11 protein-coding genes and 1 riboswitch are annotated in these 17561 nt (G+C 64.0%); of the genes, 6 read left to right on the top strand and 5 right to left on the bottom strand.

The window, feature by feature from the left end; all coding sequences use genetic code 11:
- Nucleotides 1–217 precede the first annotated feature (217 nt).
- Nucleotides 218–2143 (top strand): methyl-accepting chemotaxis protein, encoded by a 1926-nt coding sequence (locus tag P353_RS11055; RefSeq protein WP_034369065.1) that lies wholly within the window; start codon nt 218–220, stop codon nt 2141–2143.
- Nucleotides 2144–2205: 62 nt separating this feature from the next.
- Here the strand turns inward: P353_RS11055 and mutS are convergent, their stop codons facing one another.
- The 3 genes from mutS to P353_RS11040 all read right to left on the bottom strand — a co-directional run bounded on the left by mutS (nt 2206) and on the right by P353_RS11040 (nt 7179).
- Entirely contained in the window at nt 2206–4824 is a 2619-nt protein-coding gene (gene mutS / locus P353_RS11050) for a DNA mismatch repair protein MutS (RefSeq protein ID WP_420093381.1), read from the bottom strand.
- Nucleotides 4825–4978: 154 nt separating this feature from the next.
- Nucleotides 4979–6052: a sterol desaturase family protein gene (locus tag P353_RS11045; protein ID WP_080750511.1), complete on the bottom strand. Its 1074-nt coding sequence runs from the start codon at nt 6050–6052 to the stop codon at nt 4979–4981.
- A 206-nt stretch (nt 6053–6258) separates the two neighbouring features.
- Nucleotides 6259–7179 (bottom strand): inositol monophosphatase family protein, encoded by a 921-nt coding sequence (locus tag P353_RS11040; protein ID WP_034369061.1) that lies wholly within the window; start codon nt 7177–7179, stop codon nt 6259–6261.
- A 257-nt stretch (nt 7180–7436) separates the two neighbouring features.
- Here P353_RS11040 and P353_RS11035 point away from each other — a divergent pair, with 257 nt between their 5' ends.
- From P353_RS11035 to P353_RS11025, 3 genes are all read left to right on the top strand, one after another.
- A complete protein-coding gene (locus P353_RS11035; protein ID WP_034369059.1) occupies nt 7437–8237 on the top strand; it encodes an RNA methyltransferase in 801 nt (266 codons plus the stop codon).
- A gap of 37 nt (nt 8238–8274) precedes the next feature.
- A complete protein-coding gene (gene cysE / locus P353_RS11030; RefSeq protein ID WP_034369057.1) occupies nt 8275–9111 on the top strand; it encodes a serine O-acetyltransferase in 837 nt (278 codons plus the stop codon).
- A 166-nt stretch (nt 9112–9277) separates the two neighbouring features.
- Nucleotides 9278–9937, top strand: coding sequence for a nitroreductase (locus tag P353_RS11025; protein WP_034369187.1), 660 nt, complete (start codon nt 9278–9280; stop codon nt 9935–9937).
- Nucleotides 9938–10076: 139 nt separating this feature from the next.
- Here the strand turns inward: P353_RS11025 and P353_RS11020 are convergent, their stop codons facing one another.
- Complete coding sequence (locus P353_RS11020) at nt 10077–11297, bottom strand: ABC transporter substrate-binding protein (RefSeq protein ID WP_052084827.1); 1221 nt, start codon at nt 11295–11297, stop codon at nt 10077–10079.
- Between the two features lie 184 nt (nt 11298–11481).
- Between P353_RS11020 and P353_RS11015 the strand changes: the two genes are divergently transcribed.
- A complete protein-coding gene (locus P353_RS11015; RefSeq protein ID WP_034369054.1) occupies nt 11482–12141 on the top strand; it encodes a nitroreductase in 660 nt (219 codons plus the stop codon).
- 81 nt (nt 12142–12222) lie between these two features.
- A riboswitch (TPP riboswitch) is annotated at nt 12223–12340 on the top strand.
- 254 nt (nt 12341–12594) lie between these two features.
- Entirely contained in the window at nt 12595–14538 is a 1944-nt protein-coding gene (gene thiC / locus P353_RS11010; protein WP_034369185.1) for a phosphomethylpyrimidine synthase ThiC, read from the top strand.
- A gap of 113 nt (nt 14539–14651) precedes the next feature.
- Here the strand turns inward: thiC and P353_RS11005 are convergent, their stop codons facing one another.
- Nucleotides 14652–17516 carry an ImpA family metalloprotease gene (locus P353_RS11005; protein WP_232776418.1) on the bottom strand — a complete coding sequence of 955 codons (2865 nt, stop codon included), beginning with the start codon at nt 17514–17516 and terminating at the stop codon, nt 14652–14654.
- Between the last annotated feature and the right edge of the window lie 45 nt (nt 17517–17561).

The raw sequence follows: 17561 nt of genomic DNA, 5'->3' as shown, positions 1-17561 counted from the left end.
TGCTTTTAAATGTATAGCGGTAAACGCAGGCTGCAACGCGATTTTAGAAGGGTTTTAATAGTGTCGTTGGTGGCCCTGTAACTGTTGCCAATGCCCTGCCCAGGCACGGCTGCGGGGCCGGGCTCAGGAAGTCCCTGAGATGCACGCCCAGGATGCGTGAGAAGATGCCGCCCCTTGATGGAACACTTGCTTACAGCTGGTTAGAAGAGGGACTCCCATGCACGCATTTCGCAACCTGTCGATACGGACCAAGCTCATGTCCAGCATGGTGAGTTGTCTGCTGCTGTTCGTGGCGATTTCCACGGTGCTGGGTTTTGTGCTGACGGGCGCCAGCCTGCGCGAGCGTGTGGTGGGTCAGGAGCTGCCGGCCGTGGTGGGTGAGATCCGCAACGACATCCTGCGCCAGATCGGCACGCCGCTGGCCATGGCCAGGTCGGTGGCCGGCAACAGCTTTGTGCTGGACTGGGAGGCTGCGGGCGAGCCCGAGGACGGCAATGCCGCGTGGGCCAGATACGCCCAGGCCGTCAAGCAGCAGGCCGGGGCCTCATCGGTGTTCTGGGTCTCGGGCAGCACGGGCCAGTATTTCGGCGAGCAGGGGCCGGTGCGCAAGCTGGCGCCCAAGGGTCAGGGCGACCAGTGGTTCTACGAGCTGCTGGCCGGCGACAAGTCGCAGGTGCTGGAGATCGACAAGGACGTCAGCTCCAACGCCTATATGCTGTTCATCAATGTCCGCTTCGATGCGGGCCAGGGCAGGCAGGGCATTGCGGGCCTGGGCCTGTCGGTGGATGGGCTGGCCCAGGCCGTGCGTGCCTACCAGGTGGGTGAGTCCGGTTCGGTCTCCCTGGTGCGCGGCAACGGCAGCATTCTCGTGCACCGCGACCCGGCGCTGGTGGACGGCAAGCACTGGCTCAAGGACCGCCCCGGCTTCAGCGCCGAGCTCAGCGCTGCGCTGCTGAACCGCGAGCGCTTTGCCCATGCCATGTACGAGGCGCCGTCGGGCCGTCAACTGATCGCTTCCTCCTATGTGCCCGAGCTGGACCTGTACGTGATTGCCGAGCTGCCCGAGGCCCAGGTGCTGGGTGGCGTGCGGCGAACCATTGCGCTGACCTCGGCCGTGGCCGGCTTGGTGGGCGGCGGCATCGGCCTGCTGGTGATCTGGCTGGTGAGTCGGGCGATTGCGGCGCCTGTGGGGCGCGCGGCGCGCATGCTGGAGGAGATTGCCGACGGTCATGGCGACCTGAGCCGTCGCATGCCGGTGGAGAGCAATGACGAGGTGGGGGCGCTGGCCTCGGCCTTCAACCGCTTTGTCTCCTCGCTGGAGCGCATGGTCGGGGCCGTACGCCAGGCAGCCGATTCGATTTCCGTGGCCAGCTCCGAGGTGGCCCAGGGCAACCAGGACCTGAGCCAGCGCACCGAGCAGGCGGCCAGTGCCTTGCAGCAGACGGCGGCATCGCTGTCGGTGCTGACGGACAGCGTGCAGGCCAATACCGAGGCCACGCGCAGCGCGGGCGAGCTGGCGCAGTCGGCGCGCGGCGTGGCCGAGCGTGGCGGTGCGGCCTTCCAGCAGGTGGTGATGACCATGGAGGGCATCAACCACTCGTCGCGCAAGATTGCCGACATCATCGGCGTGATCGACTCGATTGCCTTCCAGACCAATATCCTGGCGCTGAACGCAGCCGTGGAGGCCGCGCGTGCCGGCGAGCAGGGCCGGGGCTTTTCCGTGGTGGCGGCCGAGGTGCGCAGCCTGGCTCAGCGCTCGGCCGAGGCTGCAAAGGAAGTGCGCCAGCTCATCACGGACTCCGTTACCCAGGTGGGCAGCGGATCGCAGCAGGTAGCGCATGCGGGGGCCACCATGCAGGAGTTGCTGGACGCCGTGGCCAGGGTGACGCGGATCATCGAGGAAATCAGCGACGCTTCGCAGACCCAGGGGCGCGGCATCGCCGAGATCAATCAGTCCGTGGCCGGCCTGGACGATGCCACGCAGCAGAACTCCGCCCTGGTCGAGCAGTCGGCCGCTGCCGCGACCAGCCTGCGCGAGCAGGCCGCATGTCTGTTGGGCGAGGTCTCTGCCTTCAAGCTGGGCGAAGTACCGCAGCGCAACCCGTCCGTGCAGGAGCAGCAGCTGCAACTGCTTGAGGCCTGAACGCCAGCCGGGCCTGAAGAGATCAGGCCCGGGCTTGAGTCCGCTAGGCTTAGAACGTGTTCTCAGGCGGCGCTGGTGCTCAGTTTCTTGAGCTGGTAGAGCACTTCCAGCGCTTCGCGCGGGCTCAGCGCATCGGGGTTGACGTCGGCCATGGCCTGGTCCAGCGCGCTGAGGGCGGCGCTTGCGTCCACCAGCTCCGGGGCATCGAACAGGTTGACCTGCAGCTCGTTCTCGCCGGCCTGGGATTCGAGGGCTTCCAGCGCATGGCGCGCATGGTTGAGAACGCCTGCGGGCATGCCGGCCAGCTTGGCGACCTGGATGCCGTAGCTGCGGCTGGCGGGGCCGGCCTGGATCTCGTGCAGAAACACGATGTCGCTGCCCGACTCTGCGGCGCTGACATGCACGTTGACGGCGGCCTTGGCCTTGGCGGGCAGCTCGGTCAGCTCGAAGTAGTGCGTGGCAAACAGCGTGAACGCCTTGGTCTTGTCATGCAACTGGCTGGCAATGCCGCTGGCCAGGGCCAGTCCGTCGAAGGTGCTGGTGCCGCGACCGATCTCGTCCATCAGCACCAGGGAGTGGGGCGTGGCCGAATGCAGAATCTGCGCGGCCTCGGTCATCTCCATCATGAAGGTGGACTGGGCATTGGCCAGGTCGTCGGCGGCGCCGATGCGCGTGTGGATGGCATCGATGGGCCCCAGGCGGCAAGCGCTGGCGGGCACATAGCTGCCCATGCTGGCCAGCAGCACGATCAAGGCCACCTGGCGCATATAGGTCGATTTGCCGCCCATATTCGGGCCGGTGATGATCTGCATGCGCGTGTTGAGATTCATGCGCGTGTGGTTGGCGATGAAGCTGCCGCTGGAGGTCTCGGCCATGCGTGCTTCCACCACGGGGTGGCGGCCGGCCTCGATCTCTATGCAGGGCTGGCTGACGAACTGCGGCTCGGCCCAGTTCAGTGTCAGAGAGCGCTCGGCCAGCGTGCACAGAACGTCCAGTGCGGCAATCGCCTGAGCCACGCGCGTGAGCTGAGGCACATGGGGCTGAAGCTGGTCGAGCATCTGCTCGAACAGGAACTTCTCGCGCTGCAGCGCTCGCTCCTGGGCCGACAAGGCCTTGTCCTCGAAGGCCTTGAGTTCGGGCGTGATGTAGCGCTCGGCGTTCTTGAGCGTCTGGCGGCGGCGAAAACGCTCGGGTACCGCATCCTTGTAGCTGTTGGTGACCTCGATATAGAAGCCATGCACCTTGTTGAACTGCACGCGCAGGTTGGGAATGCCGGTGAGCAGCTTTTCCTTGGCCTCCAGCTCCAGCAGAAACTCGTCGCAATTGTTCTGTATGGCGCGCAGCTCGTCGAGTTCGGCGTCAAAGCCCGTGGCGATCACGCCGCCGTCACGCACCAGGGCTGCGGGCTCTTCATGAATAGCGCGCGCCAGCAGCTCGGCGCAGCCTTCGGGTGGCATCAGGTCGCTGAAGATCTGCGTCAGATAGGCCGACGGAGCCTGTCCGGACTGCGCCAGCAGCTTCGCTTTCTCCAGCGTTTTGGACAGGCCCACCAGCTCGCGCGGGCGCACCTGGCGCAAGGCGATGCGGGCCGTGATGCGCTCCACGTCGCTCACGCCCTTGAGCTCGGAACGCAGGGCTTGCCAGGGCGGCATGCCAGCACCTGTGCCGCGCAGCACGCCAATCGCTTCCAGGCGTTGCATGGCTGCCTTGCGATTGCGCTCGGGCTCCAGCAGCCAGGTCTTGAGCAAGCGACTGCCCATGCCGGTCATGCAGCTGTCCAGCAGCGAAAACAGCGTGGGAGCATCTTCGCCGCGCAGCGTCTTGACCAGCTCCAGATTGCGGCGCGTGGCCAGCGGCAGCGCAATCAGCTCGTCGTCGCGCTGCACCTGGATGGCGTGGATGTGCGTGAGATTGCGGCCCTGGGTATGTTCGGCATAGGACAGCAGGGCGGCACTGGCACCATGGGCCAGCGGCAGACCTTCGGCCTCCCAGGCCTTGAGGCTGGCCGCGCCCAGCAGCTCCAGCAGCTTGCGCTCGCCCAGACCCGAGTCAAACTGCCAGTCAGGGCGGGGTGACAGAGGGCAGCTGATGGCGCTGCTGTGCTTGACGGCAAACAATGCCTGCTCGAAGCGCTCGGTCACGCCTGCGCTGTAGATCACCTCGCTGGGCGCAATGCGCGACAGCCAGGCGCCGAGATCATCGGCCGCGCATTCGGCCATATGGATGCGGCCCTGGGTCACGGCCATCCAGGCCAGGCCACAGCGCTGGCGACCGGCGGTGTGCACGGCGACCAGGATGGCTTCGCTCTTGTCGGAAAGCAGTTCGCTGTCCGTCAGCGTGCCGGGCGTGACCACGCGCACCACCTTGCGCTCCACCGGGCCCTTGCCCACGCCGATCTCGCCGACCTGCTCGCAGATCGCCACCGACTCGCCCATCTTGATCAGGCGGCCCAGATAGTTTTCCAGGGCGTGAAAAGGTACGCCCGCCATGGGTATGGGTTGACCGGCTGTCTGGCCGCGCGAGGTCAGCGTGATGTCCAGCAGGCGCGTGACCTTTTCGGCATCGCCAAAGAACAGCTCGTAAAAGTCACCCATGCGGTAGAAAACCAGCGTGTCGGGGTAGTCGGCTTTGAGCTTGAAGTACTGCTGCATCATCGGCGTATGCGCCGAGAGGTCAGTCATGTCTGGGGAGTAGGGCAGCGACGGGGATTCTGTGCTTTTCTGGGTCATCGCTTCAGCGGTATGCAAAACAGGGGGCGCCGCGCCGGTGCTGGGCGGGCGCCGAATGCTGCATTATCCGTGATGCCCAATAGCAGGGGGCATGGCTGTTTTTTGGCTATTTGGCAGAGGCGGTCTGCACGCCTTGCTCGGGTTGAGAGCCGGAGCCTTGATCGTCGTCATGAATGGGGCGGTAGCCCGGGCCGAAGGACACATCGCCCAGCCTCCAGCCCGCGCGGCAACTGAAGGCTCCCCAGAAACGCTTCAAGGTGTACCACTGCATGGCGATCAGGCCGCGCTCGTTGTCGGCATCGACCTCGGGGTCGCTCACGCCCGTGGGGCGTAGTTCCTCGGCGTGATAGAGGGCGGTGCCGAACAACTGATCCCACCAGGGCAGAACCTGGCCGAAGTTGCAATTGTGGCGCTCGGGGCGCTCGGCATCGCGCAGCATATGGTGGTTGCGGTGAAAGCGTGGGCCGACCAGCAGGCGCTCGCCCATTTTGCCCAGCCAGCCCAGACGCAGCGCTACATTGGCATGGGAGAAGTTCTGCACCAGCTCGCTGAGCAGGCCCAGCATGGCGAACTCGGACGGCTCCACACCCATGGCCAGACCCACGCTGGCCAGCACAAAGCTTTGCAGCATGCCGTCCAGATAGTTGCTGCGGTCGTTGCTCCAGCAGCTCATCTGGCGCTGGCTGTGGTGCATGCTGTGCATGGCCCACCACCAGGGGATGACGTGCTGGGCGCGGTGCATCCAGTAATACGTGAGGTCGTAGACCACGTAGTACACGGCAAACAATATATAGGGGTGGCCTTCAAACCAGGGCAACCAGGCCTTGAGGCCGCTGGCCTCCGAAGTGGACGGGCCGCCGCCCAGCATATGGGCGACCGGCATGAGGATCAAGAAGCTGAACAGCGGAAACAGGCCCAGCAGCATGAGCAGGGTGTAGTTGCGATCCACCGACGTGTGGCGGCGGTCGGCCCAGCGTTCGGCGGGGATCAGGCTCTCCAGTGGCCGCATCACGCCACCAATGAGGAACAGCTGCACCAGCGCGATCAGGATGCCGGCGGCTATCTCGCGCGGATCGCCCGCTGCCTCGGCAATATGGAGTGCGTCGACCACGGGAGTCACCGCATGCACGGATACCCAGTCAATGGCCAGCGCCCAGTGCTGGCTGAAGAAGTCCATCATATTGTTGTGCCCATTTATCGTCGGGCAGATTCTGGACCGGGAGTTTGTGGATTCTGTGGAGAAAAAGTACACCTCCAGCGCTTGTCCACTGCTTGTGGGCGCGGCCCCCAAGGAGTGCTTATTGACTGGGGCGGCCTGGCGGCATAAAAAAAAGGGCCCGGTCCACCGGACCAGGCCCTTTCCGCAGTCGTGGGGCGACCGCCTTTTTATTCTGCGCTCTTCTGGCCTTCTTCGGCCACCGCCTCGGCATCTTCTTCGGCCAGGGCTTCGAATTCACCAGTCTTGACAGCCTGACGCACAGCCGCTTTTTCACCAGCGGTGGCGAACTTGCTGAACTTGCCCAGCACGGGAATCAGCGAGCCATAGATGCGTGGGTTGGCGGCCAGGATTTCGCGTTGTTCCAGGAAGTCGGCTTCACCCGTGAAGTTGCCCACCAGACCACCGGCCTCGCTGACCAGCAAAGAGCCGGCAGCCACGTCCCAGATGGACAGGCCGGACTCAAAGAAGCCGTCGGCAAAGCCGGCAGCCACATAGGCCAGGTCCAGGGCGGCGGAGCCGGGGCGACGAACGCCGGCCGTGCGCTGCATGACTTCGCCCAGCATCAGCATGTATTGCTTGAAGTTGTCGCCACGGCGGAAGGGGAAGCCCGTGGAGATCAGGCAATCACGCAGCTGGGTGCGCTTGGAGACGCGGATGCGGCGCTCGTTCAGATAGGCACCACGGCCCTTGGTGGCCGTGAACAGGTCGTTGCGGCTGGGGTCATAGATCACGGCGTGCTCGATCTTGCCCTTGTAGGCCAGGGCAATGCTCACGCAGTACACGGGGAAGCCGTGGATGAAGTTGGTGGTGCCGTCCAGGGGATCGATGATCCAGACATGGTCGGAGTTCTTGGCACCATGCTCGCTGCCCGATTCTTCGGCCAGGATGGAATGCTGGGGGTAGGCGTTGAGCAGCGTCTCAATGATGATGCGCTCGGCCGCCTGGTCTACCTCGGTCACAAAGTCGTTCACCTGCTTTTGCGCAACGCGCACCGATTCCACATCCAGTGCGGCACGGTTGATGAGGGCGCCAGCGGCGCGAGCAGCCTTGATGGCCACGTTGAGCATGGGGTGCAGGGAGTTCGACATAAATTGTGAGTGCGTTGGCGATGCAGCCCGGAGCAAAACTGGGCTGAACTACGCGGGTAAGAACGTAAAAGCCGCGACCGGCGATGCGGGGCGGCGACAATGGGCGCAATTCTACCCAGGCTGCGCTTTTTTTGCTTGTTCGTCCCGGCGACCCGAGGGTCTTCTCTGCGGCACTCGCGGATGCGAGAGAGAGCAGGTAGCGTAGTCTGCTGTCTTATCAAGGCCACAAGTGGGGCCTTTTGCATTGTTCTGCGTTGATGAAAACCCGATTCGTACTGATTGAAACCAGCCATGCCGGCAATGTGGGCGCAGCCGCCCGAGCGCTCAAGACCATGGGTTTTGACGACCTGGTGCTGGTGCGCCCGCGCTACAAGAACGTGCTGCGCAAGGAAGAAACCATTCAGCGTGCCAGCGGAGCACTGGATGTGCTGGACAAGGCTCGCGTGGTCGACACCCTGGAGGAAGCCCTGGACGGCATCAGCCATATGTGCGCGACGGCGATGACGCCACGCGACTTCGGCCCGCCCACACGCACTCCGCGCGAGCATTTCGAGTTGCTCCTGAAAGGAGAGCTTGATGCACGCTCTGTCCCCTCGGAGGACGCCGGTCTGACCGATAACCAGCGCACGCCCGATGCTGTCTGCAACCAAAAGGGCGTGGCCTTTCTGTTCGGTTGCGAGCGCTTTGGCATGAGCAACGACGATGTCTACCGCTGCGATGTGGCGCTGTCGATTCCGTCCAATCCGCAGTTCGGCTCGCTCAATCTGGGTTCGGCCATTCAGGTCGTTGCCTATGACTGGCGCGTGGCACTGGGTGGTTTTCCCGTGGTGGAGCACACGCCCGAGGCGAATCGCGCCGACATGGCCCAGGTGCAGGGCATGCTGGGCCACTGGGAGCAGGCCCTGGCCCATATCGGCTTTCTGGACCCGGCAGCGCCCAAGAAGCTCATGCCCCGGCTTAACCAGCTTTTCAACCGCGCGCAGCTGACCCAGGAAGAAATCCATATTCTTCGCGGTGTTGCCAAAGCCATGCTGCAGAGCCAGCCACCAACCCGCTAGACTTCACAAGCTAAACATTTCCTCACGTTGTTATTTGATGCTTGATCGCCTGCGCTCCGACATCCAGTGCATTCTTGACCGCGACCCTGCGGCCCGCAGCACCTGGGAGGTCATCACCTGTTATCCGGGGCTGCACGCCATCTGGCTGCAGCGCCCTGCGCACTGGTGCTGGACGCATGGCTTCAAATGGCTGGGCCGCTTCATCTCGCATATGGGGCGCTGGTTCACCGGCATTGAAATCCACCCTGGCGCCGTCATCGGTCGTGAGGTCTTCATCGATCACGGCATGGGTGTCGTGATCGGCGAAACCGCCGTGGTGGGCGATGGCTGCACCATCTATCACGGTGTGACCCTGGGCGGTACCTCTTTGTACAAGGGCGCCAAGCGCCACCCGACCCTGGGCAAGAACGTGGTGGTCAGCGCCGGCGCCAAGGTGCTGGGCGGCTTCGAGGTGGGCGATGGGGCCAAGATCGGCAGCAATGCCGTGGTCATCAAGCCCGTGCCTGCAGGTGCCACGGCCGTCGGCATTCCGGCGCGCATCATTCCCAGCAAGACCGGGCAAAGCGCCGATGTGACCGAGCATGAGCTGGCTCCCAAGGTCGAGGCCAAGGCGCAAGCGGCTGTCGTGGTCGACGAGGATTGCGGCAAGAGCGGCTTCACAGCCTATGGCGTGACGGCCGAAATCGACCCCGTGGCCCAGGCCATGCGCTCTCTGTCCGAAGGCGCTGCCGGTCATGAAAAGCAGATCGCGCTGCTGTGGGCCGCCATCGAGAAGCTCTCGATTCAAGGCCATGTCAAGGACTGTATGCCCTGCGAGTCGGAGCGCCCCGAGGCCTTCCAGAAAGACAAGATCGATCAGATTCTGGGTAAGTAAACCCAAGCGCTTGTCCATGGATCGCTGATGCTTCTAGCTCTGCTGGTGAAAGCCAACGCCTGTCGTTGGCTTTTTTCATGGTGCTTGCCCGTAGTCGATTTGAGGGGCGAAGGCCCTGTCCGTCCGGCCGAGACTGCCTGCCAACTCAACCCCAAGGCAAGCAATGATGAATGTGGAACAGGCCATGCAGCAGCGCCATTCGGTGCGTGCTTTTTTGCCAAGGACGGTGGATGCGGCGCTGGTCAGGGATTTGCTGGCGCAGGCCGGACAGGCGGCTTCCGGCGGCAACCTCCAGCCCTGGCGCGTGATAGCGCTGACGGGGGACAGCCTTCAAGCCTTGCGCCAGGCCATGCCTGCGGCGACACCCGACTGCGATGCGGCCCTGGTCTATCCGGCGCAGCTCTGGGAGCCCTATCGCAGCCGCCGCTTTGACAATGGCGAGGAGCTCTATCGTTCCATAGGCATAGGGCGTGAGGACAGGAGTGGGCGGCAGCAGCAGCTAGCCCGCAATACCCATATGTTTGGCGCGCCGGTGGGCGTATTCACCGCCGTCGACAGCCGCATGCTGCATGCGCAGTGGGTGGATCTGGGAATCTATCTGCAATCGCTGATGCTGCTGGCGACCGGAAAGGGGCTGGCCACCTGCGCCCAGGGCTTCTGGCGCAATTACAGCGATTTTGTGAGCCGGCATCTGGCGCTGCCGCAGGGCTACCAGATCGCTTTTGGCATGGCACTGGGCTATGAGGACAGCGCGGCACCCATCAACCAGTGGCGCTCCACCCGGGCCGGGCTTGGGGACTGGTGCGAGATGCCTGGGTTCGAATGAGCCTTGTCTTGATGCCGGTGTGGGCAGTCGCTTGACGCTTCTTCTCGCATGACAAGAAGGCGGTGCCGACGACGAAGCGCAAGGCATGAGGCCGGGCGCCATGCAGGCAGCCCGGCTTCTTTTTCTCAATGCCGGTCGCTTACTTCCACAGAGCGCACTTGCTTTCTTCCTTGGTGGTGAAGACCTGGTCGCCGGGCAGGTTCTTGAGCACCTTGAAGTAATCCCAGGCCTTCTTCGATTCGGCCGGCGCCTTGACCTGCAGCAGATACATGTCGTGGGCATAGCGGCCATCGGGGCGAACCACGCCCTTGGCATAGAAGTCCGACAGCGGCGTGGCCTTGAAGCCGGCCATGATCTTGTCGGCATCCGTCGTGCCCAGCTTCTCGGCCAGCTTCAGATACTGCATGGCGGCCGAGTAGTTGGCGGCCTGCAGCGAGGTGGGCATCTTCTTGAACTTGGCAAAGAAGCGGTCCGAGAACTTGCGGCTTTCGGGATTCAGGTCCCAATACCAGCTGTCGGTGAACATCAGGCCTTCGGTGGCCTTGAGGCCCAGGCTGTGGATGTCGGAGCTGAACAGCAGCAGGCCGGCCAGCTTCATGGTCTTGGTCAGGCCGAACTCGCGAGCCGACTTGATGGCATTGATGGTGTCGCCGCCGGCGTTGGCCAGACCCAGGATCTGGGCTTTGGAGTTCTGGGCCTGCAGCAGGAAGGAGGAGAAGTCGGCCGTGTTCAGCGGGTGCTTTACATTGCCCAGCACCTTGCCGCCGGTGGCATTGATGACGCGGGTGGTGTCGGCCTCCAGGGCCTGGCCAAAGGCATAGTCGGCCGTCAGAAAGAACCAGTTCTTGCCGCCCAGTTCCACCACTGCCTTGCCCGTGCCCTTGGCCAGTGCCACGGTGTCGTAGGCATAGTGCACAAAATAGGGGCTGCACTGCTCGTTGGTCAGCGCCGAGGTGCCCGCGCCGTTGATGATGTAGACCTTTTTCTTCTCGTCGGCCACCTTGCCCATGGCCAGCCCGGCGCTGGAAGTGGTGCCGCCGATCAGCATGCTCATGCCCTGGGTGTCGAACCACTCGCGCGCCTTGCTGGCCGCGATATCGGCCTTGTTCTGGTGGTCGGCCGTCAGCACCTCGATGGGCTTGCCCAGCAGCTTGCCGCCGAAGTCGTCCACGGCCATCTGCACGGCCAGAGCGCCACCCTTGCCGTCCACGTCGGAGTACAGGCCCGACATATCGGTGATGAAGCCGATGCGAATCTTGTCCTGCGCCTGAGCGCCTGCAGCGGCCAGCAGGCAGCCCAATGCCAGCGTCAATGTTCTGGGGGAGAAAGCGGTAGCGGAGCAAACAGAGCGAGGCTTCATCAGAGTCATCTCCTGAGATGGTGGGTACCCGGTCACTGCGACGGGCAGCCAGCATGGTCGCAGCTGGCGCAGGCCGCGCCATCAGGGCAAGCACCGGGGCGGCTGCGACAAGGTATCCGGTGCGACTCGGGAAAATGCCGCAGGCTTCTACACTGCCGTGCAGCAAATTTGGAAAGAACAAGAGATGGATATTCGTCAAGCATTGCAGCAGCGCCGCTCGGTACGCGCTTTTCTGCCCCAGACCGTGGCCGCAGCCACGGTGCGGGACTTGCTGGAGACTGCCGCGCAGGCCGCGTCCGGCGGCAATATGCAACCCTGGCGTGTGACCGCCGTGGGTGGCCAGACGCTCAAGGATTTGTGTGCCAAGGCCGGACAGACCGAGGCCGTGCCGCGCCCCGGACTGTCCTATCCGCCCGGACTGTGGGAGCCCTATCGCAGCCGCCGTTTTGAAAACGGCGAGGATCTGTATCGCTCACTCAATATCGGCCGCGAGGACAAGGCCGCACGACTGGCCCAGCTGGCCAAGAACGGCCAGATGTTCGGTGCGCCCGTGGGCATTTTTGTGGCGGTGGAAGAGCGCATGGGTTATGCGCAATGGGTGGATCTGGGGATTTATCTGCAGTCCTTCATGCTGCTGGCCGTGGAAAAAGGTCTGGCCACCTGTGCCCAGGGTTTTTGGCGCATGTACAACGACATGCTGATCGAACAGCTGGCATTGCCGGATGGCTACCAGATTGCCTTTGGCATTGCCCTGGGCTACGAAGATGTCAGCGCGCCCATCAACCAGTGGCGCGCAAGCCGCGCGGCCAGCCATGAATGGCTGGTGCTGCAGGGGCTGGATTGAAGGGCGGATTAGGCGCTTGAGGGTCAGGATAGTTAAACAGCTTCAATGGTGCGCAAATTGTGGCAAAACCAGCCTATACTGCGTGCAGCTCCGGGGTGTGCGAAAGCGCTGAGATGCCAGTCACTGTGAAAACAGTGCAGGCGAACCCGACGAACTTGATCCGGTTCATACCGGCGGAAGAAGAGCGGGACCCTGACGCAGGGCCTATGGATGAACAGGACAGCCGGCATCAGTGCCTGCCCTGAAAACCATGGGCACAGCAAACCCCAGGCGCCTCGCGCACTGGGGTTTTGTCTTTTCTGGGCAGCCGGTGCGTGAAGAACCAGGCCGAAATTGCAGAATTTCGGCGGCACAGGCCGGACACCCCTAGCGGGTCCGGTGCCGGGCAAGATCAGAGCAGGGCCGCACTCCACGGAGCGTTTGATGCATTTCAACCGCTTTGAGGAGACTGCGATGAACGCCCCTGATTCCATTTTCACGCCTGCTGCAGGCCATGCCCCCGATGCCGCCCGTTTTGCCGAGCTGCTGGCCCAGTCGCGCCAGCCGTTTCCGGCATCGACCAAGAGCTATCTGAGCGGCGCGCTGCACCCCCAGCTGCGTGTGCCGGTGCGCGATATTGCGCTCACCAATGGAGAGCAGGTCAGCGTCTACGACACCTCGGGCCCCTATACCGACCCCGCCGTGCAGATCGACGTGCGCCAGGGCCTGCCCGGCGTGCGCAGCGCCTGGATCGAAGCGCGCGGTGACAGCGAGTACTACGTGGGCCGCCAGCGCGTGGCGCTGGACGACGGCGGCAAGCGCGGTGAGGAAGATGCGCGCGTGGCCCAGCTGCGCGCCGAGGCGGCCGCGCTGCAGCGCCAGCCGCGCCGTGCCAAATCAGGCCAGAACGTGACCCAGATGCACTATGCGAGGCGCGGCATCATCACGCCCGAGATGGAATATGTGGCTCTGCGCGAAAACGGTCGCCGTGAATGGATGGCGCAGTACCAGCAGGACGCGGCGCGCGAGCTGCGCCTGGCCGGCAACAGCCTGGGCGCAGCGATCCCGAAGATCATCACGCCCGAATTCGTGCGCGATGAGGTGGCGCGTGGCCGTGCCATCATTCCGGCCAATATCAACCACCCTGAAATCGAGCCCATGGCCATCGGCCGCAATTTCAAGGTCAAGATCAACGCCAACATCGGCAATTCGGCCGTGACTTCCAGCATCGAGGAAGAGGTTGAGAAACTGGTCTGGGCCATTCGCTGGGGCGCGGACAATGTGATGGATCTGTCCACCGGCAAGAACATCCACACCACGCGCGACTGGATCGTGCGCAACTCGCCTGTGCCCATCGGCACCGTTCCCATCTATCAGGCGCTGGAAAAGGTCGGCGGCATTGCCGAAGACCTGACCTGGCCCATCTTCCGCGACACGCTGATCGAGCAGGCCGAGCAGGGCGTGGACTACTTCACCATCCACGCCGGCGTGCGCCTGGCCTATATCCACCTCACGGCGCAGCGCCGCACCGGCATCGTCTCGCGCGGCGGCTCCATCATGGCCAAGTGGTGCATGGCTCACCACCGCGAGAGCTTCCTCTACGAGCATTTCGAGGACATCTGCGACATCATGAAGCAGTATGACGTGAGCTTCTCGCTGGGCGACGGCCTGCGTCCCGGCTGCGCCAGCGACGCCAACGACGATGCCCAGTTTGCCGAACTGGCCACACTGGGCGAGCTGACGCAGATCGCCTGGAAGCACGATGTGCAGACCATGATCGAAGGCCCGGGCCATGTGCCCATGCACATGATCCAGCAGAACATGACCGAGCAGCTCAAGCACTGCCACGAGGCTCCGTTCTATACCCTGGGCCCGCTGACCATCGACATCGCCCCCGGCTACGACCATATCGCGTCGGCCATCGGCGCGGCCATGATCGGCTGGTTCGGCACGGCCATGCTGTGCTATGTCACGCCCAAGGAGCATCTGGGCCTGCCCGACCGCGACGACGTCAAGCAGGGCATCATCGCCTACAAGATTGCGGCCCATGCCGCCGATGTCGCCAAGGGCCACCCGGGCGCGCGCTCGCGTGACGATGCACTTTCCCAGGCGCGCTTCGACTTCCGCTGGCAGGACCAGTTCAACCTGGGCCTGGACCCCGACACGGCCCAGGCCTACCACGACGAAACCCTGCCCAAGGACAGCGCCAAGGTGGCTCATTTCTGCTCCATGTGCGGACCCAAGTTCTGCTCCATGAAGATCACCCAGGAGGTGCGCGACTTTGCCAAGCAGCAGGGCATGAGCGCCGAGCACAGCATTGCCGCGGGCATGCAGGCCAAGGCGGCCGAGTTCAATCAGGCCGGTGGCGACTTCTATATTCCCATCGTCAATGCATCGACGGACACCACGGCACGTTGACGTGAGCTGAAGCGGGGCTGCGCAGCTGGTGCACCCGGCGCCATGAAAAAAAGGCAGGCCGAAAGGCCTGCCTTTTTTTGCCGAGCGATGCCGCAGGGTCTGCGGCGTTCGGCTCAGAAAGGGTAGCTGGGGACGCCGCTCGTCAGATCCACCCAGCGGCCCAGCTCCAGCTGGTTGCCCTTGCCGGGCACCATGGCATAGAACTCGGGGCCGAGCTGGGCCATGCCGTGCGCGGCAATCGAGCTCAGGGCGACAGGGCTCAGAGGAATGCCGTAATGGGCAAAGACCGGACGCATATCGCGGCCGATGATGCGGCTGGACAGCACGTAGAGCAGCTCATGGTTGCTGATGTCCCGGCTGGCATAGTCTTTCATGCCTAGCGCGTTCTTGTTGGCATTCCAGTAGGCGTCGTTGTAGATCAGGCGCTCGCCGCGACCCAGCAGGCCCAGGAAGTCGATCACATCCGCAGGCTGCGGCTGGGCCTGGCCCAGGCGTTCCCGGGTGTAGATGAAGGCCAGCTGAAAGTGCACGGCACGCATGGCGTTGTCGGACTTGTTGGCCTTGGTCCAGAAGCGCTGGAACATATCGGCCTGCAGAGCATCGCCGCTCTTGCCTGTGGCGCGTGCCGCCTGGATGTCCAGGTAGAGCTTTTTATGGTCTATGCGCTCGCCGCTGTTGTTCTCGGCGCCGTTGGTGATGGCGTACTGGCGCAGGGCACTGGCATTGGCCAGGATGTTGTTGTCGCATTCCACGGGGCAGCCGCCGCCGTCCGCGGTCAGCAGCGTCATATGGCGCATCACGGTGTTGTGGCCCAGCTCATGCCACCAGCCCCATCCGGGGGCAAGGCCTGCGGCGCCGTCCGAAGGATTGCCCGAGCACAGAAAGCCGCAAGCCGCCAGCCAGCCGACAAAATGCTGCACGCCGGGCGCGCGCTGGATGCTGCCGCTGCAGTCCCAGCCCAGCGTCGCGCAGACGTTGTTCACATTGGCGCTGGCACTCATATTGTTGTAGCCGTTGGCCAGGTGGTTGCTGTCGAAGATCATGCCCTTGAGGCGCTCCACGACATAGGTGCGCGGATGGTGGCTGCCGATGGCGCTTTGCGCGTAGCCAATGGTCTGCTGTACCTCGCCCCCCACCATCTTGGAGGTCTGCCAGCCAAAGTCGCCGCGTTGCAGCGCCTGCACAGCCTCGTCGATCTCCTGTGCACCGGGATTGCGCGTGAAGTCGAAATGCGCGTATTTGACGCTGCCGCGTACGCGCAGCTTGACCACGCTGCCGGCCTTGGCCCCAGAGTAGTTGAGAAACAGCGGGCCGCCCCAGGCCGTGCTGTAGCTCAGCGTCTGGCCCGGGCTCAGGCGCGCCTGGTGCCCATCGGGAAAGCGCGGTCTGGTGTAGTTTTCCTGCGCCAGGGGATTGCCGCGCGTGCGGATATTGCCGACCCGCAGCGCGAGTCCCGCATCCGCAGCGTCCACGATCTGCACCTGCACGGTCTTGCCCGGCACGGCGCCGCGGCCTATGGCCGTGCGACCATCGGTCTGGGCAATGGTGACTTCGATGGTTTCCCAGCTGTCGCTGGTGACCAGGCTGGTCGAGGTCTTGGGCATCCAGTCGGAAAAATTCAGCGGCGTGCTCTCATGCTCGCGCACGGCATAGCTCAGCGTATCGGCCGCCATGGTGCGGAAAAAAGCGCTGGCATCGGAGCGCCGCACCTGCGCATAGTCCACCTGCCGGCGTGCCAGATCGGCCCAGAGCACGAGGCGGCGATGCGCTGCCATATAGGGCTTGAGATGGTAGTTGTCGGCAAACAGATCGATGCCCTGGCCTTCCTGGCCGAGCAGATCGTTGCGGATGCCGTCGAGAGCGCCGATCAGACTGGTGTCCGCAGAGAAGTCGGCACTGCTGCCGTTTTTCAAGGCTGCGAGCGCGGACTCATGCGCCCCCAGTCTATCGGCCGCCTGGCGCTGCTGGGCAGCGGTCCTGCCGCCGATCTGGTAGCCATCGGCGGGCGCCCAGTAATTGCCGGCGTAGCCGCCCAGCTCCATGCCCATGGCCTGAAGCACCTGTCGGCCGCCGGCCGAGTCGCCCCAGTTGCTGTGCAGATAGATCACGCCCTTGCCGGCCTGCAGGTAGCGGCTGACCTGGTTGCTCAGCGATGCCGAGAACGGCGTGTTCTGGCCGAAGACAAAGACATCGATGCTTTCCCAGCAACTGTTGGCGGGGTCGGTGATGGCGCAGCTCACCATCTCGGCCTTGCTACCCAGGCGGGCGACCAGGCTCGTGACCGAGGCCTGGCTGTAGTTCTGCGCCGCCATGCGCAGCGTGGCCGGCAGCGGACCTTGCGCCTTGCCGGTGGCAAGCCAGGTGAAGCTGCGCTTGAACAGAGGCAGCTGCGCCTGATTGGCGCCCGAGGCCGTGGCGAGCTGCCCCAACAGGTCCTTGCCATAGGCCAGGGCGCGGCCATTCTGGGCTGTTCCTATGCTGGCCAGCACATTGCCGTTGTTGGCCACCAGCAGCGGGCTGGCGCTGGTCGACAGCAAGGGGCTGACGCGCTGGCTGTTGTTGCCGAAGTCCAGGGTCGCGGCCGTGCTGTCGTCCAGCAACTGGGCAAGCAGTCTTTGCTGCTGCAAGCGGGTCTGCTGTATCAGCTGCGTTGCCGATTGCAGCAGCTCCGTCTGGTCCTCGGCCAGCAGCAGGCGGCTGTCGCCGGCGCGCAAGGCCTGCTCAATGCGGCTGCTGGTCGGCGGCTCGGTCACCGGCGGCAGTACCGCAGGCGGATCGACTTCAGGAGGCGCAACCTCGGGAGGCGGGACGCCGGGAGTGCCGGGCTGCACAGGGATTTCGGTGCCAGGAGGCGTGGCATGGGAGGAGTCACCCGAGCCACCGCCGCCGCAGGCGGTCAGGGCAAGGCTTGCCAGGAGAGTCAGAGTCCAGCGTGGAAACATGAGTTTGGAAGTCAGGGCGCCGCAACTCGCAGTCATGCTGCGTTGCTACGGGTCAAAGAAACTACCTATTTTTAGGTAGTG

The sequence above is a fragment of the Comamonas testosteroni genome, assembly GCF_000761245.1.
In the GTDB taxonomy this organism is placed as follows: domain Bacteria; phylum Pseudomonadota; class Gammaproteobacteria; order Burkholderiales; family Burkholderiaceae_C; genus Comamonas; species Comamonas testosteroni_C.
Note: the sequence above shows the minus strand (reverse complement) of the source record. Positions and strands in the feature narration are given on the sequence as shown.

Bases quoted from the DNA above. Each gene is read 5' to 3' on its own strand.
- P353_RS11055 (WP_034369065.1), top strand. From the start codon at position 218: ATGCACGCATTTCGCAACCTGTCGATACGGACCAAGCTCATGTCCAGC.
- mutS (WP_420093381.1), bottom strand. From the start codon at position 4,824: ATGACTGACCTCTCGGCGCATACGCCGATGATGCAGCAGTACTTCAAG.
- P353_RS11045 (WP_080750511.1), bottom strand. From the start codon at position 6,052: ATGATGGACTTCTTCAGCCAGCACTGGGCGCTGGCCATTGACTGGGTA.
- P353_RS11040 (WP_034369061.1), bottom strand. From the start codon at position 7,179: ATGTCGAACTCCCTGCACCCCATGCTCAACGTGGCCATCAAGGCTGCT.
- P353_RS11035 (WP_034369059.1), top strand. From the start codon at position 7,437: ATGAAAACCCGATTCGTACTGATTGAAACCAGCCATGCCGGCAATGTG.
- cysE (WP_034369057.1), top strand. From the start codon at position 8,275: ATGCTTGATCGCCTGCGCTCCGACATCCAGTGCATTCTTGACCGCGAC.
- P353_RS11025 (WP_034369187.1), top strand. From the start codon at position 9,278: ATGAATGTGGAACAGGCCATGCAGCAGCGCCATTCGGTGCGTGCTTTT.
- P353_RS11020 (WP_052084827.1), bottom strand. From the start codon at position 11,297: ATGAAGCCTCGCTCTGTTTGCTCCGCTACCGCTTTCTCCCCCAGAACA.
- P353_RS11015 (WP_034369054.1), top strand. From the start codon at position 11,482: ATGGATATTCGTCAAGCATTGCAGCAGCGCCGCTCGGTACGCGCTTTT.
- thiC (WP_034369185.1), top strand. From the start codon at position 12,595: ATGAACGCCCCTGATTCCATTTTCACGCCTGCTGCAGGCCATGCCCCC.
- P353_RS11005 (WP_232776418.1), bottom strand. From the start codon at position 17,516: ATGACTGCGAGTTGCGGCGCCCTGACTTCCAAACTCATGTTTCCACGC.